Annotated in this window: 25 protein-coding genes; 9 read left to right on the top strand and 16 right to left on the bottom strand. The window is 56.2% G+C overall.

What is annotated here, in order from left to right; genetic code table 11:
* Positions 1-40 precede the first annotated feature (40 nt).
* The 8 genes from ACIPR4_RS20725 to ACIPR4_RS20690 all read right to left on the bottom strand — a co-directional run bounded on the left by ACIPR4_RS20725 (position 41) and on the right by ACIPR4_RS20690 (position 6,424).
* Positions 41-853, bottom strand: a complete 813-nt coding sequence (locus tag ACIPR4_RS20725; protein ID WP_013570635.1) for a DUF3800 domain-containing protein — start codon at positions 851-853, stop codon at positions 41-43.
* Between the two features lie 90 nt (positions 854-943).
* Positions 944-1,474, bottom strand: coding sequence for a DUF2199 domain-containing protein (locus ACIPR4_RS20720; RefSeq protein WP_013570634.1), 531 nt, complete (start codon positions 1,472-1,474; stop codon positions 944-946).
* Positions 1,475-1,654: 180 nt separating this feature from the next.
* Positions 1,655-2,188 (bottom strand): MOSC domain-containing protein, encoded by a 534-nt coding sequence (locus ACIPR4_RS20715; protein ID WP_013570633.1) that lies wholly within the window; start codon positions 2,186-2,188, stop codon positions 1,655-1,657.
* A 4-nt stretch (positions 2,189-2,192) separates the two neighbouring features.
* Positions 2,193-2,918: a methyltransferase family protein gene (locus ACIPR4_RS20710; protein ID WP_013570632.1), complete on the bottom strand. Its 726-nt coding sequence runs from the start codon at positions 2,916-2,918 to the stop codon at positions 2,193-2,195.
* Between the two features lie 29 nt (positions 2,919-2,947).
* A complete protein-coding gene (locus ACIPR4_RS20705; RefSeq protein WP_013570631.1) occupies positions 2,948-3,856 on the bottom strand; it encodes a ParB/RepB/Spo0J family partition protein in 909 nt (302 codons plus the stop codon).
* Between the two features lie 80 nt (positions 3,857-3,936).
* Complete coding sequence (locus ACIPR4_RS20700; protein ID WP_013570630.1) at positions 3,937-4,779, bottom strand: ParA family protein; 843 nt, start codon at positions 4,777-4,779, stop codon at positions 3,937-3,939.
* Between the two features lie 318 nt (positions 4,780-5,097).
* Entirely contained in the window at positions 5,098-5,688 is a 591-nt protein-coding gene (gene rsmG, locus ACIPR4_RS20695; protein WP_013570629.1) for a 16S rRNA (guanine(527)-N(7))-methyltransferase RsmG, read from the bottom strand.
* A 1-nt stretch (position 5,689) separates the two neighbouring features.
* On the bottom strand, positions 5,690-6,424 hold the full coding sequence (locus tag ACIPR4_RS20690) for a gamma-glutamyl-gamma-aminobutyrate hydrolase family protein (protein WP_013570628.1): 735 nt from the start codon (positions 6,422-6,424) through the stop codon (positions 5,690-5,692).
* 115 nt (positions 6,425-6,539) lie between these two features.
* Between ACIPR4_RS20690 and ACIPR4_RS20685 the strand changes: the two genes are divergently transcribed.
* The 5 genes from ACIPR4_RS20685 to ACIPR4_RS23375 all read left to right on the top strand — a co-directional run bounded on the left by ACIPR4_RS20685 (position 6,540) and on the right by ACIPR4_RS23375 (position 11,245).
* A complete protein-coding gene (locus ACIPR4_RS20685) occupies positions 6,540-7,004 on the top strand; it encodes a MarR family winged helix-turn-helix transcriptional regulator (RefSeq protein ID WP_013570627.1) in 465 nt (154 codons plus the stop codon).
* Positions 7,001-7,816 carry an NAD-dependent epimerase/dehydratase family protein gene (locus ACIPR4_RS20680; RefSeq protein ID WP_013570626.1) on the top strand — a complete coding sequence of 272 codons (816 nt, stop codon included), beginning with the start codon at positions 7,001-7,003 and terminating at the stop codon, positions 7,814-7,816. Before ACIPR4_RS20685 ends, ACIPR4_RS20680 begins: the two co-directional genes overlap by 4 nt.
* 223 nt (positions 7,817-8,039) lie before the next feature.
* Positions 8,040-8,972 carry a DUF2971 domain-containing protein gene (locus tag ACIPR4_RS20675; RefSeq protein ID WP_013570625.1) on the top strand — a complete coding sequence of 311 codons (933 nt, stop codon included), beginning with the start codon at positions 8,040-8,042 and terminating at the stop codon, positions 8,970-8,972.
* Positions 8,973-9,220: 248 nt separating this feature from the next.
* Positions 9,221-10,348 carry a hypothetical protein gene (locus ACIPR4_RS20670; protein ID WP_013570624.1) on the top strand — a complete coding sequence of 376 codons (1,128 nt, stop codon included), beginning with the start codon at positions 9,221-9,223 and terminating at the stop codon, positions 10,346-10,348.
* 762 nt (positions 10,349-11,110) lie between these two features.
* Complete coding sequence (locus ACIPR4_RS23375) at positions 11,111-11,245, top strand: hypothetical protein (RefSeq protein ID WP_281046961.1); 135 nt, start codon at positions 11,111-11,113, stop codon at positions 11,243-11,245.
* Positions 11,246-11,546: 301 nt separating this feature from the next.
* Here ACIPR4_RS23375 and ACIPR4_RS20660 read toward each other — a convergent pair whose 3' ends face one another.
* Entirely contained in the window at positions 11,547-11,921 is a 375-nt protein-coding gene (locus ACIPR4_RS20660; protein WP_041586229.1) for a hypothetical protein, read from the bottom strand.
* Positions 11,922-12,160: 239 nt separating this feature from the next.
* Between ACIPR4_RS20660 and ACIPR4_RS20655 the strand changes: the two genes are divergently transcribed.
* A complete protein-coding gene (locus tag ACIPR4_RS20655) occupies positions 12,161-13,102 on the top strand; it encodes a LysR family transcriptional regulator (protein ID WP_013570620.1) in 942 nt (313 codons plus the stop codon).
* 183 nt (positions 13,103-13,285) lie between these two features.
* Here ACIPR4_RS20655 and ACIPR4_RS20650 read toward each other — a convergent pair whose 3' ends face one another.
* Both ACIPR4_RS20650 and ACIPR4_RS20645 read right to left on the bottom strand, forming a co-directional pair.
* Positions 13,286-13,579 (bottom strand): putative quinol monooxygenase, encoded by a 294-nt coding sequence (locus ACIPR4_RS20650; RefSeq protein WP_013570619.1) that lies wholly within the window; start codon positions 13,577-13,579, stop codon positions 13,286-13,288.
* A gap of 126 nt (positions 13,580-13,705) precedes the next feature.
* Positions 13,706-14,473 (bottom strand): SDR family NAD(P)-dependent oxidoreductase, encoded by a 768-nt coding sequence (locus tag ACIPR4_RS20645; protein WP_013570618.1) that lies wholly within the window; start codon positions 14,471-14,473, stop codon positions 13,706-13,708.
* Between the two features lie 339 nt (positions 14,474-14,812).
* On the opposite strand from ACIPR4_RS20645, the gene ACIPR4_RS20640 reads away from it, so the two are divergent.
* The gene (locus ACIPR4_RS20640; protein WP_013570617.1) at positions 14,813-15,616 is read left to right on the top strand and encodes an Abi-alpha family protein; all 804 of its coding nucleotides are present in this window, start codon (positions 14,813-14,815) and stop codon (positions 15,614-15,616) included.
* 157 nt (positions 15,617-15,773) lie between these two features.
* Here ACIPR4_RS20640 and ACIPR4_RS20635 read toward each other — a convergent pair whose 3' ends face one another.
* Positions 15,774-16,388: a hypothetical protein gene (locus ACIPR4_RS20635; RefSeq protein ID WP_187290219.1), complete on the bottom strand. Its 615-nt coding sequence runs from the start codon at positions 16,386-16,388 to the stop codon at positions 15,774-15,776.
* A gap of 386 nt (positions 16,389-16,774) precedes the next feature.
* Here ACIPR4_RS20635 and ACIPR4_RS20630 point away from each other — a divergent pair, with 386 nt between their 5' ends.
* Positions 16,775-17,671: an RluA family pseudouridine synthase gene (locus ACIPR4_RS20630; RefSeq protein ID WP_013570615.1), complete on the top strand. Its 897-nt coding sequence runs from the start codon at positions 16,775-16,777 to the stop codon at positions 17,669-17,671.
* A 61-nt stretch (positions 17,672-17,732) separates the two neighbouring features.
* Here ACIPR4_RS20630 and ACIPR4_RS20625 read toward each other — a convergent pair whose 3' ends face one another.
* Together ACIPR4_RS20625 and ACIPR4_RS21950 are read right to left on the bottom strand one after the other, a co-directional pair.
* Positions 17,733-18,083, bottom strand: a complete 351-nt coding sequence (locus ACIPR4_RS20625; protein WP_013570614.1) for a VOC family protein — start codon at positions 18,081-18,083, stop codon at positions 17,733-17,735.
* Between the two features lie 220 nt (positions 18,084-18,303).
* Entirely contained in the window at positions 18,304-18,909 is a 606-nt protein-coding gene (locus ACIPR4_RS21950; RefSeq protein ID WP_187290218.1) for a TetR/AcrR family transcriptional regulator, read from the bottom strand.
* 128 nt (positions 18,910-19,037) lie between these two features.
* Between ACIPR4_RS21950 and ACIPR4_RS20615 the strand changes: the two genes are divergently transcribed.
* Positions 19,038-19,871 (top strand): SDR family NAD(P)-dependent oxidoreductase, encoded by an 834-nt coding sequence (locus ACIPR4_RS20615; RefSeq protein WP_013570612.1) that lies wholly within the window; start codon positions 19,038-19,040, stop codon positions 19,869-19,871.
* A 210-nt stretch (positions 19,872-20,081) separates the two neighbouring features.
* On the opposite strand, the gene ACIPR4_RS20610 is transcribed toward ACIPR4_RS20615, so the two are convergent.
* On the bottom strand, positions 20,082-20,888 hold the full coding sequence (locus ACIPR4_RS20610; protein WP_013570611.1) for a lysophospholipid acyltransferase family protein: 807 nt from the start codon (positions 20,886-20,888) through the stop codon (positions 20,082-20,084).
* On the bottom strand, positions 20,885-22,252 hold the full coding sequence (locus tag ACIPR4_RS20605) for a bifunctional folylpolyglutamate synthase/dihydrofolate synthase (protein ID WP_013570610.1): 1,368 nt from the start codon (positions 22,250-22,252) through the stop codon (positions 20,885-20,887). The genes ACIPR4_RS20610 and ACIPR4_RS20605 overlap by 4 nt, the downstream gene beginning before the upstream one ends.
* Positions 22,253-22,346 lie beyond the last annotated feature (94 nt).

The raw sequence follows: 22,346 nt of genomic DNA, 5'->3' as shown, positions 1-22,346 counted from the left end.
CAAGGTGTCCATCGCTGCATCGAAGTTCTCAGATTCCGTTTTATGCAAGTTCATCCTGTTCCGCCATTTTCTTCGCTTCAGTTACATTTTGTGCTAGTTGTAAAAGTTGCTTCTCATCCATAATGCTCGGCTGGTGCATACCAGCATGTGTCAAATAAGCAAGCAGAGTTGAGATCTCTGCACTGGGGTCGGTTTTCTTTCTGACCATGAAATCCCTCGCCAGCCAAGAAAGCATATCAGCCGCCTGAAGGCCAGGATATGAGACATCATTACCAAAACAAATGGCGTGAACGCGTTCGGGGACCTTTGCAAACCTCTTATCTGGATTCTGCCTTAGCCCATCAAGAAGTTTGTAGTATTGCCATGCATACTCAGGGTCATCGTCCACGATCACGCTGAGGGTAGAGTTTGTATCGACCGTACTAATCTTTTCAAGCCCGCGCATGATGATGTTATGGAAGGCGAAAACGTTGGAATCAGCAGTATCGAAAGCATCTGGGCCAGCTTGGATTCTTCGATAGCAGTTCGCGTCGATTACAGTACCAATTGCTACAGCATCGTGAGCCGCTATGATTCTCGCGAAATCCTCCAACATTGCATCGCGATTATCTATCCACTTTTCCTCACTAGAAAACTGCTTACGGTATTTATTCCAAGCATCATCTTTTGCAGTCGGATTCATCACTCGACTCATATGTATAGGCGGACATCCCCAGCGCATTCGACACATCGTCCAACCGGTGCTGATCGACTCCCAAGCCATTCCGTGTCCAACGAATCCACACAAACACGTATAGTCTGTCTTGCCCGACAGTTTCCCACTCTCATCAACATAGACATAAAAGACCGCCACCCATTCGCTCCCGGACACTGGTTTAGGAATACCTGATTCCCACCTATCATCCGCCCTTCCTGATGATTCGTCAGGTATATATTTCCCTGGTTAGGAGCGATGCAACATGCGCTCCGCGAACCCCTGGATCTGTTCCATCGTGATCCCGTCCCTCTGCTCGCGGTAAAGCGGATGCCCGGCATCGCGAACGGTGATATGCGGTCGCCGCCCGACGGCCCTGGTCTGGAGCAACAGCTCCAGCCCTCGCGTCTCCGGGTAGAGAAACAGCGACGTATGCATCCTCGCCGGGTAAAAAGGTTCCATGACCCTCTGCGGATCGAACCACTTCTCGTGAACGCGCAGGAAGGTCGCTTCGTCCAGCTCAGCCCAGACTCCGAAGACGAAGTTCGGCCCATCCTTCTCCAGCGGCTCCGGCGGCGCATCCGTAATCGGCAGTAGGATTCTGCCTCGAAGGAAGAACCGCGTGCCATCGAGAACGCACTGGTCCGCATTCCACTGTGCTCGGCTGGCGCGTTCCATTTCGGGAATCGCACCTAAAGCGTCTGGAATCTTAGCGTTATAGCTCAGAGGCAGCGATTCATGCACCTCGCCACACACTGAACAGGTAAATTTGCGATCCATCTGTGTATTTTACGAGTCCCGGCTCCGACCTTCGTGCCCCATTCTTTCGCGTTCTTTGCGAAAGGGTGGGGTCGCGCAGAGCGCACAAACCGAATCCCTCAGGAAGCCCCTTTGTCATCCCAGAACCCGGGTGCCCCATGTCCCGCTTCTGGGACATGGGTTCAAGTACAAGTCGAAACTCTAAATCCGAACCATCGCCTTCGGAGTCAGCGGCAGTTTCACACGGATCGCGTCGCCGGAAGCAACATCCCCACCCAGCAACACAACACCCATCACCCCAGCCTTGAAACGCCGCTCTCCGGAGTTCAACTGCTCAATCGTCTCTGCCAGCAGCCCACTCTGAAAGCGGTCGATCTGCACACAAGGATTGCGAAGACCGGTCAGTTGAACAACAGCCTGCTCTCCAAGGCAAAGCTCCGTTCCCTCCGGCAGCTCCGCGAGCGCGAGCCCGCGCGTCAGGATGTTTTCCCCAAACTCGCCCGGTCGCAGGCGGAAGCCCTTGGCCGCCAGCTCTTCTAGAAACTCGGCCTCCAGCAGATGCACCTGTTTCCGGTTTAGCTGGGTCGGGTCCTTGCGCTTGTCGTGGAGATGCTGCACCGTTTTGCCCGCGTGCGCGTCGCCCTCCACGCCCACCCCTGCAAGGAGCCGCACAAAGATCTGCGGTTCCTTGCAGAAACCGTGCCGCGCACTCAGGCTGACCGCTTCGACCAACATCCCTTTATCCCCGGTTCGGAATGAACGCCCGCACCACCAGCGCCAGCCCCACACTCACCAGGATGCCCTGCACCACCAGCTTGGCGTCATACCGCCACCCCAACGCTGCGAACGACAGAGCGGTACCTACGACATATACCTCGCTCGTCAATCCCTGTCCCCAGGTCGGCCGAACGCCTCCGTGAGGCACGCTGGACCGCAACCGCGGAATAATCCTCGGCACAGCGCGGCAGTATTCCGTATAGGCAGGACCGATCTCGCGCGTCAGGAAGGGTTCTTCGCGGGCGATCAGGCGCAGTTGAAAGACCGTGATCAAAACCATGGTGAGTCCCGCGCCTGCGGGTCGCATCAGGACCACAAGGGCCATCGTGTTCAAAACAGTGCCAAGATAGAGCGGATTGCGCACATAGCGATACGGTCCGTCCGCCACCACGCGCCCTGCTACCATGCTGCCGCGCTGTGTCGTCGACGCACCCAGATAGGCCGCGGCCCACCATCTCAGCAAAGCTCCCGCGACGGCAAACAGGATCGCCAGCCCAAGCACCAGGTTCGTCGCGGAAAGAAATCCCATACCGAGATGTTCTGAAAACCAGGCGGCGGCCTTCAGCCAGAACGTGTGATTGCCCACCTGGAAGGCCGTCGCATCCCACGGCGCGGAAAAGCCGATCGCATAGATCAGGCCATGCAGCATGTAGCGATAGCGATATTCAAACTCTGTTGCAGCGATCAAAACCGGGCTCCTCTCCGGAGTACGTGAACCTACTTCGTCAACATCTCGAAAAGGGTGTCGAAATCTGTCAGCCGGGAGTATTCAATGACGACCCGGCCCCTTCCATTCTTGTCTTCAATGCGCACCTTCAGGCCAAGCGCCCTTTGCAGCGCCACCTGCGCTTCGCGCACATTCGGATCGATCACCTCGGGCGGGGGTTCAACCTTGCCCAGCTTGCGCTCCGGGTCCAACAGGCCTTTGATGTAGGTCTCTGTCTGACGAACGCTCATGGAAAGAGCAAGCACCTTCTTCGCCGCCGCAGCCATCTGGGCCTCGTTTTCGAGGGCCAGAAGCGTCTTTGCATGCCCAAACGAAAGTTCACCCGCCTCGACCTTGTCCTGCACCTCGGGCGGAAGTCGCAGCAAACGCAGGAAGTTCGCCACCGAAGCGCGTTCTTTTCCCGTACGCACCGCTATCTGCTCCTGTGTCAGCGCGAACTCGCGCCCCAGCCGATCAAAGGCCCGCGCCTGTTCCATCGGGTTGAGATCAGAGCGCTGCAGGTTCTCGACGATGGTCATCTCCATCGCCTGCTCATCGCTGGCCTGGCGAACGACCGCCGGAATCGTCTCTTTGCCTGCCATCTTCGAGGCGCGCCAACGTCGCTCTCCGGCAATCAGCTCATATCTGCCATCCGTCATGCGACGGACGACGACCGGCTGCACCACACCCGTAGCGGCAATCGATTGAGCCAGCTCCTTCAGTTCCGCCTCATCGAAACGCATGCGGGTCTGAAAGCGGCTGGGTACGATCTGGTCGACGCGTAGCTCCTTCGGTTTCCCGGTATCTTCCGCCGCTTGCAGTGTCGGTAAGACTGCGGGAGGCGGCGTCGGCTTGGAAGGCAGAAGAGACTCCAGTCCCTTGCCCAGTGCCCTGCGTTTGTCTACGGCTGCTGCACTCATCGGTTCATCCTTAATCTCGTGCTCGAAGAATGTTCCACGTGGAACAATTTAAGTGTTCCACGTGGAACATTCTGGAATTTCTACTTGTTGTACGGCCAGAAACGGATCTCTTTGGGTCTCCCGGCAGAGGCTTTGCGCTCTTTCTCGCGTGGACTTACTACTTTATTGCGCTTCAGGAGCTCCCGCGCGAGTTCCTGGTAGGCTTCCGCTCCACGGGATTTCGGATCGTATTCCATCACAGAAAGCCCATGGGAGGGAGCTTCGGCGAGCCGGATGTTCCGCGGAATCGTCGTCTGCAGGAGCTTATCTCCGAAGAACTTCTTGAGATTCTCCGAAACCTGCTGGGAAAGGCTGGTGCGCGGGTCATACATCGTGAGGACGACGCCTTCGAGCACAAGTGTGGGATTGAAAGCGCTCACGACCTTATCCAGCGTGCTCATCAACTCGCTAATGCCCTCCAGCGCGAAGTACTCCGCCTGCATCGGAACCAGCAGGCCGTCCGCCGCAACAAGACTGTTCAGCGTGAGGAGATCTAGCGCCGGGGGGCAGTCCAGCACGATAAAGGGATACTGTTCCTTCACGACGGCCAAGGCCTCCCGCAAGCGGAACTCTCTCCGTTCACCATTAACCAGCTCGAAATTCGCGCCGATCAGGTTTTTGCTCGAAGGAATCGCCTTGAGCAGTTCAATCCCCGTGGAAACAGTGGCTTCGGCGATGGTGGCGTTGCCCACGAGCACGTCGTAGGTCGACATACGGGCATCGTCGCGTCCCAGACCGAGACCGCCGGTGGTGTTGGCCTGGGGATCGCAGTCGACGACGAGGGTCGGAAGCCCCTCCATCGCCAGCGCAGCCGCAAGATTGATCGCGGTCGTGGTCTTTCCCACGCCGCCTTTCTGATTGACTACTGCGAGTATCTTGCTCATGAAGTTCTTCTCAGACTACGGGAGTCCCGCACGAGCCGCCATGCGCTTACGGTTGATCCTCTGTGTACAAGTCCATTTAGCTGTGGAAAGCCCCGAGGTGGGCCGAAATTGTTCCACGTGGAACAATTTGGATTCAATTTCGGCTCCGGCGGATGTTCCACGTGGAACATTCCAAGGACCTCATCCCCGCCCGGCGAGTCCGAAATTCGGACGAGGTCATTTATCGAATTCGTTGTCCACGCCGAGCGCTCTTACTTAATTGTTCCACGTGGAACAATTAAGCTTCAGACCTTGGCAAATGTTCCACGTGGAACATTCCTAGTTTCGAGAACCCAGGAGAATGAGACCGCCGTCTCCGGGAACCGCGACAGGATCGGCCCAGTTGAAGTCTTCGGGCAGATCCATCTTCTCCCGTCCCAGCATTAGGGCAAGCTGCCCCCCAGGACGTACTTTGCTTACCGCCACCGCGATTGCAGCCGCCATTCCGTCCACGGCCCGCATCGCAACGACATCGAAGGTCTTCGACTCCGGCATGGTTTCCACTCTTGCCGCCCAGACGTCACTGGGAATCGCCAAAGAGCGCACAGCCTCTCGGAGAAAGCTGGCCTTCTTACCCTGGGACTCCGCTAAAGTCACTTTGCTTAGGGGCCTGATGAGCTGGACGGGGATTCCGGGAAAGCCTGCTCCCGAACCGAAATCAAGCAGAGTCGAGAACTCTGGAAGCAGTCCGCCGAGAAAGAGGCTCTCCCCGAAGTGACGTCGGACGATCCCCTCGGCATCGCGCACCGCTGTCAGGTTGGTGCGGGCATTCCACTTCAGAATCAGTTCCAGATACTGCGCCAGCTTCTCTTCCACGCCATCTGGCAAGGGAGCATTGAGATAAGGCTGCAGGAGGGAGGAGACCTTCACGCTACTTCTGTGCCTCGGCGACCAGCCGGGAAAAGATCGCCCGCGAAGCGGCGCTGATCGCCGTCGTCCGCTCGGGGTGCCACTGCACTCCCAGAAGGAATGGCCCATCCGGTGGGCCTTCGATGGCCTCGATCACACCGTCTTCCGTGGAGCGAGCTGTAACCCGCAGACCGTCGCCCGGAATGGCTACTGCCTGATGATGGCTGGAGTTGACCGGCAGACGAAGGTAGCCGTCGCGCTCGGGAGCCTCTTCGTCCGTCAGCAGTTCGCCCACAAGAGAGTCTTTCGCAACCGCCGTTCCGTGGGCGACGGCAATCGCTCGGCCCGCAGGATGGTTTACCGGCATCGGAGTGAGATGCTGAATCAGAGTCCCGCCACGAAAGACATTCATCAGCTGTGTGCCGAAACAGATGCCCAGAACGGGTTTCCGCAGTTCGTCGGCAACTTCCAGAATGCGTCCATCCACCCGTTCGCGCGCTGTATCCTGTTGATTACATTCCGGTTGCTTCTCCTGGCCATAGCGCGCGGGATCCACGTCCGCGCCACTTCCGGGAAGAAGGAAGCCGTCGGCCTCCTTCGCCAGCGTCTCCAGGGCCTGGTCGTTCAGGTCGAGAGGGACGGGAAAGGCCTCGCCGCCTGCCTCTTCGACGGCGTGCGCATACTCGGGCCACGAGCGTTCGTTGTAGGCGGGGTCAAAGCTGGTGGGGACCGGAATGGCGATGCGCGGCTTCTTCATAGCTAACTGTATTAGAGCGTATTTTGAGCAGTCGCGAATCCCACTTATTGTTGGGAGACTTGACAGATCGTTCGGTAGCTATCAATTTGTAAGGTAGCTAGCGAATGGAGATCGGATGATTGGCGAGGTAGAGATTCCGAAGCATGACTCGGTAGGCGCGTGGGCGAAGCGGTTGTACTTCGCATCCCGCGCGGTGATGGACTCGATTCTCCGTCCGTACGACATCGGGTCCACGCAGTGGTATGTGCTGTATCAGCTGGCGAACGAGGGGCCAACGATGCAGCGCGACCTGGTGCGCATGCTCCAGATCGAGAGGGCCACGCTGAGCGGGGTTGTGGCGACCCTGGTGCGCAAGGGTCTGGTCGACCAAGCGCCCGACGCTGTTGATCAGCGTCAACGTGTGCTTCGCATCACCGCTTCCGGCAAGAAGCTCTGGAAGACGCTGCCCGATCCGATCACCCTCATTCTGGCAACAGCATTCGATGGCATGAACCCCGCGGAGTTGGCGGTCGCCCGTCGTGTCCTGCAAACCGCAACGCAACGCCTTAACGCACACATTTCGGAAGGAAATAAATCATGACTATTTTAATTACGGGTGGAACGGGATTGGTGGGCTCGCGCCTTCTGCGGCAGTTCGTGGATGCCGGTGTGGATTGCCGCGCGCTGGTGCGGCCGGGCAAGGAAGTTCCCGCTGGAGCTACGCGCGTGGAAGGCGATCTGCTGGATGCGGCTACGTTGCAGCAGGCCGTGGAGGGCGTTTCGGCGATCGTTCATCTTGCGGCGGTCTTCCGGACTCAGAATGACGACGAGATCTGGCGGGCGAATCTCGATGGCACGAAGAAACTGATCGCCGCAGTGAAGGCGCACGCTCCGCAGGCTCGCTTCATTATGGCAAGCACCGGTCTGGTCTACGACGCGAACGCAACCCATCCGGGTCTCGAAGAGGATGAGACACACCCCACGCTCGCGTATCCCGCAAGCAAGATTGCCGCGGAGAAGGAGCTGCGCGAGAGCGGTCTGAACTGGAGCATCCTTCGTCTCGGCTTTGTCTATGGCGATGGGGACGGACATCTGGCTTCGGTCCCGCCGATTGTCGCGCGGTTCAAGTGGCATCCGGCGAAGACCTTCAGCCTGATTCACCAGCGGGATGTTGCGGGTGCCGTGGAACTGGCATTGACCGGTGCGATGGACGGGCAGGTCGTGAATATCTGCGATGATGCGCCCGCTTCCCTTTACGAGATGGCCCGTCTTGTCGGTTCGCCTATTGAGGCGTCGGCGGAGCCGTTGGTCGATCCGTGGATGGGGCGCATGGATGGATCGAAGCTTCGGAGTTTTGGCTTCTCGCCGAAGGTGCCGACGGTTTATCAGGCTAGTCGGGAAGGGATTCTGTAACGAGGTTGTTGCGGACTCGGCCTCGCACGCCGTGCATGGTGTGTCCTTCTGAGTCAGGCTTTGACCTTGAGTGTGAACATAAGAGATGTCCTCGCGGTTGCGAGGACATTTTCTCGCTCACTCCTTTATGGCATGGAGTCGCGGCACTCGCTGTGTGTAGCTTCTAAATGACGAGAAGAGCGTTTATCGTGACCAATATGCCCGTCGAGATTAGACTGGCGGCATGGATATCACCTTAGAAGAGAATGAGAAATACCGCCGTTTTGTGAGCGATGTGGCAAAGGAGATGGGTGTCTTCGAATTCAGCGGCGATGACATCATCTGGCATTACACCAACGGAGCCGGTTTGCTAGGTATTCTTCAAAGTTCAACACTCTTCGCTTCACAGGTTTCTTGTCTCAACGACACAACCGAAACAAAGTACGCGACAGACCTCTATAAGAAGGCCGTCGCCGAACTGATTCAAGAACTACATCGCGATCAGGATGCAGTCGAATTCCTAAATAGAGTCTTGGATTATGTAAAGGAAGAACCAGACTCGCCGACCCATGGCACTAGCAAGTTCTTTGTCACGTGTTTCAGTGGCGATGAAGATGAACTGACACAATGGGACCGCTACGCTAAGCCAAACGGCTACGCAATTGGGTTCTATATTCGAGGACTCTGGCGAGAGGCCACAAGCCAGATTTATCGGGTCACCTACGATCCGGCAAAGCAGCTAGCAGCCGCAAAGAAGATTGCTACTGCAACGCTAGACTTCTACCGCGAGGGGCTCATCGGAGACAGACGGGACAATCCAGCGGAATGGGGCAAGTTTTTCTTCGCCGCCTGGGACGAATGGGTCTATAAACTTGCGCCGCTAGCAAAAGACAAAAAGTGGCAGTCTGAGAATGAGTTTCGTCTCGTTCACGAGTTGAAGGTAAGCGAATTCCCTAATGTTCGTTTCGCACAAAAGCCAAAGATGATGGCCCGGTATCTCGCTTTGGATACGCCTGCGTGGGTGAAACGGCGTTCTAACCTACTGCCGATTGCGAAGGTCTGGATTGGGCCAGGCAATCATCCGGCTTTCTCAAAAGTCAGCGTGCAGCTACTGCTCGAGCAGATGGGTTATCCCACCGTCCCTGTAGAAGCGACAAAGTGCACAATCGATTGGTAGACCTCAACTGCACTACGGATCGATGACTCACTCCTGACAAGTCGGCCTGTTGTCAGTAATTATGGCTGACAATAAGGGCGTTTATCGGGAGTCACTGCTTAATCCGACCGCTTCGCAGAGCTGCAACAATCTTTACGTGCCATCAGTCGCGTACATTTGCCACTAGCTGCTAAGCTCGTTTTGTCATTCAGACTCGATTTCGGATTCTGTGTGTCACAAAGCCATTGGCGATTGGAGATTTTCAGGTAATGGCAGACGAAACTGAAACAGCCGGAAGTCCTAAACCGTCCGCAAAAAAGAACGCAACGAAGGCCGCTAAGAAGCGTACGAAGAAAGCCAATCTTGCTAAGAAAACGGGGCGCGTAAAGACAAAGGGCGGCCCTGTCCCTTCGTTTCCGCGGCACTCTGTCAAGAAAGCGCTCCGCATTCCGAGGGCGATACTAGAACAAAACGCAGGACGCGCTTGCACGGATAGGGAAGCCGTCAAGTTTGCGGGCATCGCCTTCCATGGTCCCTCAAGAGTGGAGATTAGCTCTTCGATCAAGTATGGTCTTCTCTCACGACCCGCCGATGGCAATGTTGAAGTCACTGAACTCGCTAAGAAGATATTGCGTCCGCAGGGATCCGGTGATGAGCTTGAAGGAATCAGGAGCGCTTTTCTCAACGCACCCACAGTATCTGACGTCTACAAACACTATCGCGGCGAAAACATTCCAGATGACCAGTTTTTTCGGAACGCTCTTGTTGATACGTTCAAGATTCCAGACGACAAGGTGGACGAATTCAAAAGCGTACTACTCGAGGATCTCAGCGAAGCGCAGCTAGTCGAGGATGTTGGTGACAAGAGGCGCATCCTTGATATCGCCCGTGAAGGCGAGACAAGTCCGCAGTCAGACGAGACTCTTCGGCGGATAAGCAAAGGGGTGAAAATTGAACATGGCGATAGCTGCTTCGTAATGATGCCGTTCGCTGAACCTCTCGGAGGTTACTACAAATCGATCTATGAACCAGCAATAACAAAAGCGGGTTTGCGTGCAGTGAGGGCTGATGATGAGATATTTGCCACCGGGAAGGTCATGGACCAAATTTGGTCTGGGATTGGCGCAGCTAAAGTGCTTGTGGCGGAGTTGACTGGACGAAACCCAAACGTTTTCTACGAGCTTGGACTTGCACATGCTTTGTCCAAGCCAGTTGTACTGATCTCTTCAAACCAGGAAGACGTTCCTTTTGATCTTCAACACATACGGGTTATCTATTACGACATGCGCGACCCCTTTTGGGGAGAAAAATTGATAGCGAAGGTTTCAGAGAATGTTGTGTCCGCGCTCAAAAACCCGGGCGAGGCTTTGCTCAGACGTGTCGTGAATGCTGTCTAAGGACCTAAGGTTGGAGACTAGCTAACGACCGATCTAAATTGGTAACGATAAATCGGCTTATCGTGAGTGATCGTTCCTAAAGAGATGCACGCTTATCAGAACCTATTCTCACGGATTTCAAAAACACCGTTTCGCAGGAATTGGCTCTAGACCGATCTCACGATGCCTGCAACCTTCAATGTTGAGGATTTCGCGAACGAAGTGATTGTTCGCGTGAGCGAGTCTGGGCGAACTTATAGCCGTGTTGTTCTTAGCGCTCTCTTGGGATCCGGTGCAGGTTATCTCTTCTTCCGGGGCGCGACTTCGCGAGTTTCCCAAGTCGTCATTTGCCTGTTCATTACGTTCGCTGTAGTCAGCGAGGCGATCTCCTCGCTGCGAGGCACCGACGTGCGATTGCAGGTAGGAAATCTCGACTTGATAAGTAAAGGTCATGCACCCGGCGGTTATAGCTCGTCAACAATCTCCCGAGCGACGGTAGAAAGGTTCGAGTACCGCAAGGCGAGCGAGGGAGGCGAGGGTCCAATTATCCGGAGGGTCTCTATGTCGAATGGAGTGGTGTGGTTTCTTGGCCGTGTAGTCATTGCATCCTTCCGGGTGTTAACCAGAGGCAGGCAGATGCGGTGATCGAAGCCATCTACAGACATTTCCCGGATATGGGCACGCTTTCGCCGAGTGAGCCACGCGGATCCGATCTAATTTCCCTCAACCTAAGTTCAGCGGAGAAGCCGTAATACGGATTGAACGGACAAGGCGTTCTACGAGATGGCCAGTCTTGTTGGGTCGCCGATTGAAGCGTCCGCCGAGCCGTTGATTGATCCCGTGGATGAGTCGCATCGATGGATCGAAGCTGCGGAGCTTTGGCTTCTCGCCGAAGGTGCAGACGGTGTATCAGGCTAGTCGTGAAGGGATTTTGTAATGAGTTTGTTACGGGGCCGGATTCGGCACTTACTGGATTTTGTGTTTTTCTGATTCTGCGTGATCCGAATTTAAGGCATCACTTAATGGGCATGGAGTCTGCGGTTGCCGTGTGTAGCTTCTGAATGACGAGGAGAGCGTTTTCACGGCGCAAGTCTTACTGGGGCTCTTGTCGTCCAGCGCCGCGTGGTTATTTTGTAGGCGTACCAGGCGATCCAGATGTTGAGCGCGACAACTCCTAAACCGATGGCGTATACCGCCCCGTGTATCGTCGCCAACGGGATCATTCTCGGACGAGAGCAGCATGGCTGAATGGTTGACGAATCAAAATGCCGAGATAACTGAGAAGAGAAATGGCCGCGCGAACCGCGAGCAGAGGAGCCGCTAACGGTCGCATTTGCCAGAGCAGGATGGCGGCGAAGGGAGCCAATGCATAGCTGACCGTCGAGGCTACGATCTGCGCGAGCGGTGCTGCGTGGTAGCGCGACGGATGTGTCGTCCGAAGCCAGTGGTCGAAGGACCTTCCGAGAAGAGCGAGTAGAACGACCACGATCTCGTAGAAGCAGATAGCCGTCGCGTATGCAGGGCGTGCAGACTTATTCGGGACCAAGAGATTCCTTTCGCTCGCGATCGTGTCGATCGTATCAGTCGAGCGCAAACACGCTTCCGTACTTGTGCCTCGAAAGTCGCATATGCGGGCAACTTCATCGAAGCCTGGCCCGGCATTGAGATGTCGTTCCCGGCGGATAGCTCGACTGAAAAGCTCCTACATCAATGGGCTATCGGCATGACATAGCTGTTAGCGATCTCCATAACGACCACTCCTGGAGTGCCTTTGTATAAGAAATGATTCCATGGATGAGTGAGAATCATCTAAATGATATCCAGGAGTTATCAATGGAATTAAGGCATCTGCGTTACTTTGTTGCGGTGGCGGAACAGAAAGGGTTCCGTGAGGCATCCCGGTTCCTGCATATCTCCCAGCCCGCGATCAGCAAGACGGTCACTCAGTTGGAGCAGGAACTCGGCATCAATCTTTTTGCGCGTTCCGGCAGGACCGTACGCATGACGCCTCAGGGACAGGTCTTCTATCAGGAGACCCTGCGCACTCTGAAACAGTCCGACTATGCCGCCGAGGCGGCCCAGCGTGCCGATCGAGGAGAAACCGGAACTCTAACCCTTGGCTTCTGCAGCGTGGCGACCGCTGGTTTCCTCCCCGGCATTGTGCGGAAGTACAAAGAACTTCTTCCTGGCGTCAGACTGCTCCTCAAAGAGATGAATCCAACCCAGCAGGAAGCGGCCTTTTCGCAAGGGGAGATTGATATCGGAATCACGCGGCCACCTTTCGCGAAAAAGTTGGCACGCGAGCTCGAGGTGAAGACCATCTTCCGTGAGCCGCTTCTGGTGGCAGTTCCCTCTGGTCATGCCTTCACGGCGAAGAAGATAAAGTTCGAGAGCCTCTCGGAGGAGCCGTTTATTCTTCTCCACCGCGACGGAGCCCCGACCGTCCATGACGCCATACTCGGCATGGGCCAGACGCATGGGTTCTCACCGAAGGTGGCCTACGAGTCTGACGCGCTGCAAACAATCTTCACGCTGGTCGCTGGCGGACAAGGTATTGCGATCGTTCCCATGTGCGCTCTGAATCTGCGTCCCGAGGGCATCCGCTTCCTGCGGCTGCAACCCGACGACTACCGGGCAGAGCTGATCCTGGCATGGCCTAAGAACTCGCAGGTGACTGTGGTCAAGCCATTCATCCATCTCATCGAGCAGGAACGCAAAGAAATCGGAAACCAGGCGCGTCGCCTGTTACAGGCTGCCTTTGCTCCGGCGAAGTAATGTGCGGCCCGAAGGCTGCCGCGCCCGCCTTTGCCGGTGACCGCGGCTGCAACGTGAAATCCTTGCGGTCGAAGATTGGTGACCCAGGGAAGCTTCCCGTCGAGCAAAAGCCGGACGCGTAGCGCGACATTCGAACTCTGGAGCAAAGAATCTGAGAGGATCCCAAAATCTAACGGACGTACGCTATTTCGTTGCGAGGAGATCGGCCATGCTGACCTGCGGTTTACTAGCGAAGAGTTCCTCCGCTTTTGCGAAGAGTGCCTTGGCAACCTCGCCCGTAAGGTGGGCGTTGCGTCCATCCTCATCGGCGAAGGTATCGAAGATACCGAAGCTTGTTGGCCCTGTCTGGAATGCGAACCAGGCCGATGTGCCAACTTCTTGCAGAACAAGTGACCGGGCGGATTTCAAGAACTCTGCAACTTCCTTTTCCTTGCCTGGTTTTGCTTCAAGTACTGCCAAAATTCCAAAGCGATCCATAGGTCTCTCTCTTTCTATTTGCTGTTGAGGTTGTGAAGCCGGGTGAAGACCACCTGAGGCTTGATGGCCTCGCCGGTGATTCGGCGAAGTAAGGTGCGGCACGTGCTCAACGTGCCGCACGTCACGCTACGCGTTCCAACCGCCATCGACCGTGAGGTTCTCACCGTTGATGAAAGATGATTCGGGACTCGCCAGAAAAGCTACAGCAGCGGCTATCTCTTCGGCCTTGCCGAAACGGCCAACACTGGTGAGCTTTTTCATCGCCTGGGCGGCGGGACCGTTGTCATCCGGGCTAAGCTCGGTGTTGGTCGGCCCCGGCTGAACTCCGTTGACCGTCACACCCGTTGCACCCAGTTCACGGGACAGGCCACGCGTAAATCCGTGAACCGCAAACTTCGTGGCGATGTACAGCGTCACACCTGGCATCGGCGCAGCTTCGCCAAACGCCGAGCCGATGTTGATGATCCGGCCCCATCCAGATTTCGTCATGCGCTTCGCTGCATCCTTGGAGAGTTCGATGAGTGCGCGAACGTTAACGTTGAAGAGCTTGTCATAAGACTGATCTGAGGTTTCGAGAAAGGGCCCGAACTCCGCAGTACCGGCATTGTTAACAAGGATATCCAGGTGGCCGCCAAACTTGCCTCCGAAGGATGTATCGATGGAAGCAATCAGCGTCTTCGGGCCATCTAGACTTCCAAGATCGGCACCGACGGCCTCTGCATGGCCACCAGCTTTCGTAATCTCGTCCACAACTTTTTTCGCGCGTTCAGGACTTGCAGAGTAGTTGACAAGGACATAAGCACCCTCAGCAGCGAGACGAACTGCGATGGCTGCCCCAATGCCGCGGGATGATCCGGTTACAAGTGCGAGTTTGTTTTCTAAAGGCTTCGACATGCGGAATGCTCCTCTTGGTTTGCGCCCGGATTCATGACGAGTTCATTCCAAAGACGCGTGATTGCGTCAACGAATATCACTGCACCATGGAATCGCGTACTGAGGATTCGATCCGTAAGACCGTGTCTTGATGCGTGTTAAGTTCCTATCGGTCCGATAACCAAATGGAATCAGACGTTACTTCAACATTGAGTTCCCGTGAAACGCCGTTCTCGTCATCATGATTACTGATGAGAAGCCGACTTCCCGGTACTAATGTTGGGCAATGAGTCAATTGGCGATCGTCACGCTCTGCTCTTGACGCTCAGGATAGGGTAATCATTAGCAGGAGAAGACCACATGCACCTCGATCCCGACACAATCAAAGATGCACTCGGCTTCCTAAATAATGACCAGGTCAAGAACATCCTTTCCCCCACGACTAAAGCCATTGGAGAAAGCCTCAAAGACCTTTATGACGCGACCATCGGCGAAAACATGCGCAATGTGGCCGACAAATTCAGGGAGCGCCGCAGTGGGAAGCGCCCGACTACCCACGAAGACTTTAAGGTTATTATCCCGCTTCTGCAAGGCGCGTCTGTGCAGTCAGACCCCACTTTGCAAGACCGGTGGGCGAACCTCATGGACAGCGCGATCGACCAGAGCGAAGGATATTTGCCATCGTTTGCGCAGACGCTTTCAGAAATGAGTGCCGATGAAGCACATTATCTTGACCGACTCTGGGCGTTCTTTTCGCAGCCACTCGACATCAATACCGGCCTTCCATTTGCTATGTGGCCGGTCGAACATTGGAAGCTAGTAGATGTCTACGATCCAAAGTTCCGCATCAATTTCGGGCACGCCGAATACTGGCTACATAAGGACAAGATGGGAGACGATGATAGAGCTACATACGCCAAGCTCAACCACATCGAACTCGTAATTCAGGACCTTATCAGGCTCGGCATCATCTCGCGCACAGAGAAGGCCGAGGCAAAAGACCACTATCTATTGGGCGAAACTCCCATGCCGATGAGGGGCAGCGAGACAGTCTTGAAGACTGAATATGCGCTGACGCATTATGGGGTGAGCTTCATCCGCGCCGTCTCAGGAAACGCAGGCACAACGGATAAGGGCGGCCCGAGTGATCAGAGGCCCTCATAAACGCACCTCGCGTCCCTTACGGATCGATGACTGTAAGCCGACTTCCCGTTACTAATCCGTGGTTTCCGAAAACACCGTTTTCTGCGAGAAAGTATTCTGTGCAGGGGAATGCCTGGCTTTCTTCACAAATACGCGCACGTCAACCAAGGGCAAGGCTCTAGGGTGTCTCTTCAAGCGTTGCTAAGTGAGGTGAATCTTCTCTTACCCTTCTAATGGTCCAAACCCATCGAACAAGCAGACCGAACCCGATGAGAGGCACGACAATCAGTATCAGCCCAGATATGTAATCAAACCATGTCGTCCTGTAGTCTCCGAAGACTGCTTCAAAAGGCCGAAGATTCAGTGTGACGCCTTCCGAGGATGCGCGATTGCGAAGATCTTCGAGAGACTTGAACTCGATGACCTTGTTTTGCTTTGTCTGGAGCTCAAAGTAGCTGTCTACAAACTTTGACTCCTGTCCGATACGGCCAAAATAGCCAACGTCGCGTGCCCCAAAGATGAGTGATTGTGAAACCTGCAACTGGCGCACTCCGAACACAGCATCATCTCTCAAACTTATCGAACCATCTTTCCCCTGAGTTTTCGGGTTGTAGACCGTACCTTGATCCGTGGTGTCGATCATCATCAAGGCGTAGCCGTTCGGCAGAGGCGTTTGCCAACCATCCCCTAAGCCTGGATCCCGGTCGAAAACGAGAGAGTTAATGCTGGCGTATACGACAAACCATGCACCGGCGAAAAGCACACACATGAAGGGGAAGAGAGCTGATGCCACAACTGCTCGTTTTCTGCGACGTCCCGATTTTCGCGTCAGAACGTAAACCAACGTCCCCAACAGTACCGCTCCAACGGACGCAGCTACGGTTAGTGCGACAGCGTAAGCCATCAATACAACCATTATCCCCATATCTGTCAGTGTCCCCAATTCACTACCGCTCGGCAAGCCCCCGCAAAGTCGCGTTATCGGCAACATCGGCGGATCACTCCTGATAAACGCACTTATCGTCAGTTGTGATTCTTCGATAAGTAATAAATCGCCAATATACTTATCGATCCTGGATCGATACCAATATGTTGGCTTCCCGTTGGCGGTGCGTCGCGGCTTTGGAGCGCCTTTTGTATGACGAGAAATGCAGATGACTTGGCTTACACTCAAACCACATGCTCAACCGGGGCTATGCCTATACCACGATCATCGGCGGCAAAGATCATGGGCAGACCTTGCTTTCGCACCTGGCAAGCCTTTACCCACACTCAAGTCCACAAGCATGGCAACAAAATCTGAACAACGGCGAAGTCACCGTCAACGGCGTCATCGCTACTGGAAGCGAAGCGCTGACCTCAGGCCAAATGCTTGTCTGGAACCGTCCACCCTGGATCGAACCAGACGCTCCTCAGCACTTCGAAGTCCTGTTGGATGACCCACATCTGTTGGCCGTCAACAAACCTGGCGGTCTGCCCACCCTCCCCGGCGGCGGCTTCATGGAAAACACCCTCCTGCGCCTGGTGCAAAAGCAAAGCCCCGACGCAAACCCTGTCCACCGGTTGGGCCGGGCCACTACCGGCATCGTCCTCTTCGCCAAGACGCCGCAGGCGGCTTCGAACCTCACCGCAGACTGGAACACCTCCAGGATCGAAAAAATCTACCGGGCGCTGGCTCAAGGCATTGCAGATCGCGACGCCTACGAAATTCTCACACCCATCGGCCTTGTACCGCACCCGCGCATCGGTTCCGTGTGGGCCGCGAACCCAGATGGCAAACCGTCCAAGTCCCTGGCGAAGGTGATCTCACGCACGACAGACGCCACAACCTTTGAGGTAAGCCTGGGTTCGGGCCGCCCTCATCAGATCAGGATCCATCTGGCCTCCATCGGTCATCCCCTGGTAGGCGATCCTCTGTACGGCCCAACCGGCCAGCCTCTTGAAGATCTCCCCGGCCTTCCGGGCGATGGAGGATATTTCCTGCACGCCCAATTTCTGAAATTCCACCACCCCATCACCGGAGAACGGATCCATCTTGAGGCAGCTTTGCCGTCTGGATTCTCATCGCATCCGTAGGTTCACGGCGGCGAAGCAGAGTGTCGTAACAGCCTTCTGCTGTACCCACTTACACAGCGCTTCACTTCAAACCCAGAGCTGTAGGGTGTTTCGGCTGATAGAGGCCGACGTTCCCTCCACCGGGAAGCGAAATCCTTGTCATGGATCCCCATCGTGCCTCATGCACCTCGGAGCAATGGATGCCGCGTTCCGCGAGGGTGGCTATCTCGGCCTTCAGGTCATCGCACATGAAGAAGAGCTCGTGGTTTCCGTTCTCTTCCGAGGGGTGAACCGCTGCTTCTGCCGGAGGTAAAGCAAAGATCAGCCAACCGTGCCCTGCATCGACGGATGCGAAGCCCAGCACGTCGCGAAGGAATGCGCGGTCCGCTTCAGCGTCTTTACTAGAGATGACGAGGTGTGTCCCAAAGATCATGACTCCTTCCTGGATGTGCGATGCAGGCCGGTTTCGGGAGCGAACTTATCACGACGTGCTGCCAGAGCGGAATTTTACAATCCGCCGGAGAGGACCCTACAAGCGCAACTCAATTTCTTTGTTTCAGAAAGAGAAGTTCGTTGGTCATCTTCTCGATAGTGATCTTCAACTGAGGACAACGGCGTTTCTCGTTACCTATCGTTCGAAAGAGCAACTGGTTTCACGGATAGATCTCTTTCAGGATTCGTGGCAGGTCAATCTCTATGAACTCCTTGACGTTCGTTTTCCTGAAAAAAACTAAAGCCTTGCCTTCCAGCACCAGTTGAGCGAGACCGTGCATCGTCGCGAAGCCACCGAGGATTTCCGCTGCATCCTCGAAGCGCTTCATATCTATGTGGAACCGGCCATGGTACGCGGCCACGGCCTTGCCCAGCCTTAGGGCCGGCCGCTGACTGACCGCTGGATAGCGGGGGTCATCGCGATCTACCAGATCTCCACGGAACATCAGGCGGAAGTGTCCCGGATTCTCAACCGCGAAGCGCACAAATGCAAGCGCTAGCGCCCGCACGTTTTCAGCCGCGTCCTTTGTCTCGGGGACTTCGTCGAGATAGCTACCCGCTCGCTCGAACGCAAGCAGATCCACCTCCGTGAGCAGACCCTTGACGCCGCCAAAGTGATGCGTGGGGGCAGCGGGTGAAACTCCCGCACGCTTCGCCGCAGCGCGGAGGGTAAAGGCTTCAATCCCACCTTCAGCGATGATCTCGTCCGCAGCCCTGATCAGGGCCGTCCGCAAATCTCCGTGATGATATGTGGATCGTTTTGCCATGAGGCACATCTATCTTTACACTGTTCAGATTGCGCGGCCCTCTCTATGCGGGAGTTCCGGCATGCAGTCAGGCACAACCACGTCTTCAATCTTAACACTGTTTACATAGGTTTCAAGGAGATCTGAATATGGCAAAGAAAGTTTGGTTCATCACGGGTGCTTCCCGCGGTTTTGGACGCATCTGGGCAGAAGCCGCACTTGAACGCGGGGACCTCGTCGCCGCCACCGCCCGCAAACTCACCGACGTAGAGGATCTGTCCGAGCGCTTCGGAGATCGTGTTCTCCCGCTCGCTCTCGATGTCACGGATACAGAACAAGTCAAGAAGGCGGTGGCCGCTGCGTACGGCCACTTCGGTCGCCTCGACGTTGTCCTGAACAATGCCGGGTACTCGCTTGTGGGCATGATCGAGGAGGTTAGCGAGGGAGACGTACGCACTCTTTTTGAGACAAACGTCTTTGGGACATTGCGTGTCATCCAGGCCGCGCTTCCTTTTCTCCGCGCACAGGGCAGCGGCCACATTGTTGGTGTTTCCAGCATGCTTGGCTTGACGGCGATTCCCCTGCTTGGCCTCTACTGCTCCTCCAAGTGGGCATTCGAGTCGCTGCATGAGTCGCTTGCGCAGGAAGTGAAGGCGTTTGGCATCCAGGTCACGCTTCTTGAGCCCGGTGCCTATGCCACCGACTTTGGAAATGCCACTTCCGCGAAGACTTCAGCGGAACTGGAGGCCTATAACCCACTGCGTCAGCAGGTAGCCTCGATGATCACGAACATGGAGAAGGGAGACCCTCGTGCCACATCTGATGCGGCCCTCACAATAGTCGATGCGGAAGCTCCGCCTCTACGCCTCTTCATCGGCAGCAGTGGTCTACCCCGTATCCGCAGTGTCTACGAGGCACGTATCGCTCTCTGGGAGAAGTGGTCTGAACTCTCGAACTCAGCACAGGGGCGTCCACAAAACTAGCTATACCTCCCTGACCCGCCACTTCACAGTACCGGTCTGAGCAATGGAGACCGGTTCATACCGGTACTGTGAAGTCGGCTTACGATCAGTGATCGATTTCGAATCGTTCAGAGTGGCGAAGCAGAGTTATCCGTGACAGCTTCGTTTCTTTCCTTGCATCCCAGCAAAAAGACAACGCAACGAGCACTCTATCGCAGAAGATCTTTCGTTCTAAATAGCAAAGTCTTTCGCTTCGGACTCCGGCGTGAGGTCTGGCCGGTCCAGCGGCGAGTACTCGTAGTACATGTCGCTGATGGAGTTGAAGAGGCGTTGCGTAAACTCTTCCGTCTCCTTCGTGGTGTGTCCTGTCGTATCGATGGCTTCGCCGATGACGAGTTTCAATGGACGAGGATTCAACTCGTAGGTATGCATCGGCAGCAGCTCGTAGGTTCCGATCAGCGCCATGGGGATGATCGGCACCTGGGCCTTCAGGGCCATGAAGGCTGCGCCGCTCATGAACTGGTGGACGTGTCCGTCTGAGGCGCGCGAACCGTCGGGAAAGAGGAGCAGCGGCATGCCTTCGCGCAGCGAGCGGACGCCACGCATCAGGCCAGCTACCTGTGACCGCATGCTGGTCTGGTCGATCGGCACCTGTCCGGAGCGTTCGAGATATCCGCCGGCGAAGGGGTATTTGAAGAGATAGTGATTGGCCAGGATACGGAACTGGAAGGGCAGCGTTCCGAAGAGCGCGGGCGTATCCATATAGCTCAGGTGATTGCTGGCGTAGACCGCGCCGCCGGACCGCTGCAGGCGCTCCGGGTGGATGACCTCCATCGGCGAAAGTGCGAGTGCGAGCATGCCCTTGGCCCACATCTGTGCGACGGCGTGCTGCTGCCTACCGGGTTTATCCCACAGAGAGACCAGAAGCGCGAGGGTTCCGCAGAAGGCTGTCCACAGCGCCATCAGGGGAGCAAGGAACAAATACGTCAGCCATTTGAGGAAGAATTTACGACCAGGGGAGGGTGTACTGCTGCTCATGCCGTCCACTCTCCGCGGTCGATCAGCGCCTGCACTTCGCCGACCAGAAAGACAGAGCCTGCCACGACGATGGTTCCCGGCCCGTACGACAGTGCGGCGGTCATGGCGGAGGCGACATCGGCAAAGACTTCGGCTTTCGTGTCGAGCTCTGTCGCGATGGAGGAGAGCTGTTCTGCGGTGGCGGCGCGGGGGTTGTTCATGGGTGCGAGCAGAATTCTACCTCCCTCTTCCTCGAAGAGCGGAAACAAAATCTGCGCCATCTCCGCGACGGCCTTGTCTGCGAGCGAGCTGAAGACGAGTGTCTGCGGGCCTTGGAAGGTGTTGGAGAGATAGGAGCGGAGCGCCCAGGCGCCTGCGGGATTGTGCGCGACATCCATCAGCACGTCGCGGCCCTGCAGGGTGAGACGCTGCAGGCGTCCCGGCCATGCGGTGGTGCGGATTCCTTCGGCAATCGCGGCGTTTGAGATGGTGATTCCCTTCGCGTCCAGCGCGACCGCTGTGGCGATGGCGAGGGCGATGTTTCTCTGCTGATGGCTGCCCGCCAGGGGAGAGTCCACCGCGAGGTCTTCGTTGCGAACACGGACGCTGTAATGGTTTGCCGCGTCTTTGCGCGGGGCTTCGTTCGAGCGCAGAGGAAGGTACTCGGCTGCGTTGATGCCGGTGACGTTCTTGGCGACGGCGACTTCGCCCAGGGCGCGGTTGGCGTCGGCGTGCTGCGGCAGCGTGATCATGATGCCGTTTTCGCGCAGAATGCCCGCCTTCTCCCCGGCGATGAGCGTGATGGTGTCGCCCAGCCACTCGGTATGGTCGAGCGAGATATCGGTGATGACGCTGAGGATGGGATCGACGATGTTGGTGGCATCGAGCTGTCCGCCGAGACCGACTTCGAGAACCGCCATCTTGACGCCTGCTTCGGCGAAGGCCAGAAAGGCAATGGCGGTTACGACTTCAAAGAAGCTGGGGGCATGCGGAAGCTTGTTCTCCTGGACGAGCTTCGCCGCTGCGTCGTCTACGCGCACGTAGAGGCGGGCGAAGGTGTCGTCATCGATGTCTCGGAGAGCCGCGCCGTCGTGCGAGGTCTTGATGCGTTCGTTGACACGGACGAGATGCGGCGAAGTATAGAGCCCGACGCTGTGGCCCGCGCTCTTCAGAATGCTTGCCAGCGTGGCCGAGGTCGACCCTTTGCCATTGGTCCCGGCAATCAGGATGGACGTAAAGGAACGTTGAGGGTTCCCTAACTCTTCGGCCAGAGCGCGCATGTGCGCGAGATCGAATTTTCTTCGAGGGGCGTTGGATCCCTTGGGCTTGGGGGCCAGTTCGTGTCCCAACGCATACAGATGCTCGATGGCGGTGGCGTAGTTCATAGCTCAATTTTAGGGGTCGGGACGATGAAAGAAAGCCTCTAAGGGAGAGAAATCGGCTCAAAATCACCCTCTCCAAAGGGACGGAGGAAGGCAG

The sequence above is a fragment of the Terriglobus saanensis SP1PR4 genome (genome assembly GCF_000179915.2).
Taxonomy (GTDB): domain Bacteria; phylum Acidobacteriota; class Terriglobia; order Terriglobales; family Acidobacteriaceae; genus Terriglobus; species Terriglobus saanensis.
The sequence above is the reverse complement of the archived record's forward strand: the minus strand, read 5'-3'. Positions and strand labels throughout refer to the sequence as shown.

Coding starts and splice junctions, on each gene's coding strand:
- ACIPR4_RS20720 (WP_013570634.1), bottom strand. CDS start 1,474: ATGGATCGCAAATTTACCTGTTCAGTGTGTGGCGAGGTGCATGAATCG.
- ACIPR4_RS20715 (WP_013570633.1), bottom strand. CDS start 2,188: ATGTTGGTCGAAGCGGTCAGCCTGAGTGCGCGGCACGGTTTCTGCAAG.
- ACIPR4_RS20705 (WP_013570631.1), bottom strand. CDS start 3,856: ATGAGTGCAGCAGCCGTAGACAAACGCAGGGCACTGGGCAAGGGACTG.
- ACIPR4_RS20700 (WP_013570630.1), bottom strand. CDS start 4,779: ATGAGCAAGATACTCGCAGTAGTCAATCAGAAAGGCGGCGTGGGAAAG.
- ACIPR4_RS20690 (WP_013570628.1), bottom strand. CDS start 6,424: ATGAAGAAGCCGCGCATCGCCATTCCGGTCCCCACCAGCTTTGACCCC.
- ACIPR4_RS20685 (WP_013570627.1), top strand. CDS start 6,540: ATGATTGGCGAGGTAGAGATTCCGAAGCATGACTCGGTAGGCGCGTGG.
- ACIPR4_RS20680 (WP_013570626.1), top strand. CDS start 7,001: ATGACTATTTTAATTACGGGTGGAACGGGATTGGTGGGCTCGCGCCTT.
- ACIPR4_RS20675 (WP_013570625.1), top strand. CDS start 8,040: ATGGATATCACCTTAGAAGAGAATGAGAAATACCGCCGTTTTGTGAGC.
- ACIPR4_RS20670 (WP_013570624.1), top strand. CDS start 9,221: ATGGCAGACGAAACTGAAACAGCCGGAAGTCCTAAACCGTCCGCAAAA.
- ACIPR4_RS23375 (WP_281046961.1), top strand. CDS start 11,111: ATGGCCAGTCTTGTTGGGTCGCCGATTGAAGCGTCCGCCGAGCCGTTG.
- ACIPR4_RS20655 (WP_013570620.1), top strand. CDS start 12,161: ATGGAATTAAGGCATCTGCGTTACTTTGTTGCGGTGGCGGAACAGAAA.
- ACIPR4_RS20650 (WP_013570619.1), bottom strand. CDS start 13,579: ATGGATCGCTTTGGAATTTTGGCAGTACTTGAAGCAAAACCAGGCAAG.
- ACIPR4_RS20645 (WP_013570618.1), bottom strand. CDS start 14,473: ATGTCGAAGCCTTTAGAAAACAAACTCGCACTTGTAACCGGATCATCC.
- ACIPR4_RS20640 (WP_013570617.1), top strand. CDS start 14,813: ATGCACCTCGATCCCGACACAATCAAAGATGCACTCGGCTTCCTAAAT.
- ACIPR4_RS20630 (WP_013570615.1), top strand. CDS start 16,775: ATGCTCAACCGGGGCTATGCCTATACCACGATCATCGGCGGCAAAGAT.
- ACIPR4_RS20625 (WP_013570614.1), bottom strand. CDS start 18,083: ATGATCTTTGGGACACACCTCGTCATCTCTAGTAAAGACGCTGAAGCG.
- ACIPR4_RS21950 (WP_187290218.1), bottom strand. CDS start 18,909: ATGGCAAAACGATCCACATATCATCACGGAGATTTGCGGACGGCCCTG.
- ACIPR4_RS20615 (WP_013570612.1), top strand. CDS start 19,038: ATGGCAAAGAAAGTTTGGTTCATCACGGGTGCTTCCCGCGGTTTTGGA.
- ACIPR4_RS20610 (WP_013570611.1), bottom strand. CDS start 20,888: ATGAGCAGCAGTACACCCTCCCCTGGTCGTAAATTCTTCCTCAAATGG.
- ACIPR4_RS20605 (WP_013570610.1), bottom strand. CDS start 22,252: ATGAACTACGCCACCGCCATCGAGCATCTGTATGCGTTGGGACACGAA.